General features: G+C 65.3%; 1 protein-coding gene and 1 pseudogene. Both read right to left on the reverse strand.

The genetic code is table 11. The features are described 5' to 3' along the window. Positions 1 to 18: 18 nt before the first annotated feature. Entirely contained in the window at positions 19 to 747 is a 729-nt protein-coding gene (gene istB, locus KHC23_RS18535) for an IS21-like element helper ATPase IstB (protein ID WP_213374556.1), read from the reverse strand. Continuing rightward, positions 644 to 2,246: pseudogene (gene istA / locus KHC23_RS18540) on the reverse strand (IS21 family transposase). The gene istB and the pseudogene istA overlap by 104 nt, the downstream one beginning before the upstream one ends. Positions 2,247 to 2,306: the final 60 nt, after the last annotated feature.

Below are 2,306 nucleotides of genomic sequence, written 5' to 3' on the forward strand. Positions count from 1 at the left end.
AAGGAGCGTTGGCCGAGGTCAGATCCTGTTCTTGAAGCGCCAGCTCTCGTTGCCGGTCTCGATGATGTCGCAGTGATGGGTGAGGCGGTCGAGGAGAGCCGTGGTCATCTTGGCGTCGCCGAACACTGACGGCCATTCGCCGAAGGCGAGGTTGGTGGTGACGATGACCGAGGTCTGTTCGTAGAGCCGGCTGATGAGGTGGAACAGGAGCTGGCCGCCGGACTGGGCGAAGGGCAGGTAACCGAGCTCATCGAGCACGATGAAGTCCATGCGGCCGAGATAGTCGGCCAGCCGCCCCTGGCGCCCGGCGCGGGTTTCCGCCTCGAGCTTGTTGACGAGATCCACGACGTTGAAGAAGCGGCCACGAGCACCGGCCCGGATACAGGCGCGAGCGATGGCGATGGCCAGATGGGTCTTGCCGGTCCCGGTGCCGCCGATCAGCACGGCATTGCGCTGATGGGCGAGGAAGTTGCCGGAGGCGAGGTCGCGCACCAGGGTCTCGTTGATCGGGGTGTCGTCGAACACGAAGTCGTCGATGTCGCGGGCGAGCGGCAGCTTGGCGATGGTGATCTGGTACTTGATCGAGCGGGCCTGCTTCTCGCTGATTTCTGCGTTCAGGAGGTCGCCGACCACGCGCTGAGGCTCATGCTGACGCTTCACGGCGGTCGCGATGATCTCGTCGAAGGCGGCCTTCATGCCGTAAAGCTTCAGCTCGCCCATCGAGGCGAGGATCTCGGAGCGGTCCATCACAGTGCTCTCCTGAGGTTGTCGTAGCGGGCACAATCGGCCACCGGTTCATGACGCAGCCGCAGGGTGTCCGGGGTGAGGATGGTGATCGGGCGCACCGGCTCTCGGGAGCGCGCCAGGATGTTCAGGATCACATCGGCGGAGTGGACACCTTCGCCGAGCGCCTCCAGGCAGGCAGCCTCGACGGCGGGCAAGCCGTCGCTGAACACGGCGGTGAGGATATCGACCATCTGGCGCCCGCCATCGGGCACGGAGCCGAGCTTGCGTCGCACCCGCTCCAGCCCTGTCGGCAGGATCCAGTCCTTGAACGGCGCCCCATTGCGCAAAGCGCCGGGCTTCCTCGCCAGGACAGGAACATAGTGCCAGGGATCATAGATCGTCTGGTCACGCCCGAAGCAGCGGGGATGCTCGCCAACGAGCCTGCCCGCCTGGCGCAGTTCGATACGGTCGGCATAGGCGCGGATCTCGACAGGGCGCCCCACGGCGCTGGCCGTGACGGAGTAGCGGTTGTTGTCGAAGCGCACGAGGCAGGTCTTGGACACCGAGGCCGGCACGGCGTGGAAGCCGTCGAACCGGCCGCGATAGGGCACGAGGCTCGCCCGCTCTGTCTCGAACACCTCCCAGACGGTCCGCTCACGCAACTCGGGATGAGGATGCGCCTTGGCATAGGCGATCGTGCGGTCGAGCAGCCAGGCGTTCAGCTCCTCATAGCTCTTCACCCGCAGGCGCGGCGTGAAGAAGCGCTCGCGCACCAGCCCGACCTGGTTCTCGACCTGTCCCTTCTCCCATCCCGATGCCGGTGTGCAAGCCACCGGATCGACAAGGTAATGGCCGCACATCTGCATGAAGCGCCGATTATAGGCTCGTTCGCGCCCGACGAAGATCGCCTCTACCGCGGTCTTCATGTTGTCGTAGATGCCGCGCGTGCAGGCGCCCTTGAAGAAGGCGAACGCCCGGTCGTGAGCGTCGAACACCATCTCCTGGGTCTCGCGCGGATAGGCCCGTACGAACAGCATGCGCGAGTGGCAGAGCCGGACATGGGCGACCTTCACCGTCACCGTCGTGCCGTTGATCAGCACGATCTCGTGGCTCCAGTCGAACTGGTAGGCCTCTCCCGGATCGAAGCTCAGGGGCACGAAGGCTGCCGCCGACAGTGAGGCCTGCTCGCGCTGCCAGCCCTTGGCGTAGCGACGCACGGCGTCATAGCCACCTTGGTAGCCGAGCCCTCGCAGCTCCTCGAAGATCCGGATCAGCGTCAGGCGCTCGCGAGCCGGGCGGCTCTCGTTCCGCGCCAGCATCCGGTCGAGCTCGCCCTTCCAGGCCCCCAGCTTCGGCATCGGCTGTACCGAGCGCTCATACTCGAACGCCGTCTCGTTCGAGCGCAGCACCTTGCGCACCACCTTCCGGGAGATCTTCAGCTCCCGGCAGATCGCCTTGATCGCTTTGCCCTGAACAAAATACGCCCGACGGATCTTCGCGATCGTCTCCACAACAAGCATCCCAAACACGGCCTCCGATCGTTCCGGAGGCACTGTGAACCCCGTCGTCACAGGGGTCCC

The sequence above is a fragment of the Ancylobacter dichloromethanicus genome, from assembly GCF_018390645.1.
In the GTDB taxonomy this organism is placed as follows: domain Bacteria; phylum Pseudomonadota; class Alphaproteobacteria; order Rhizobiales; family Xanthobacteraceae; genus Ancylobacter; species Ancylobacter dichloromethanicus.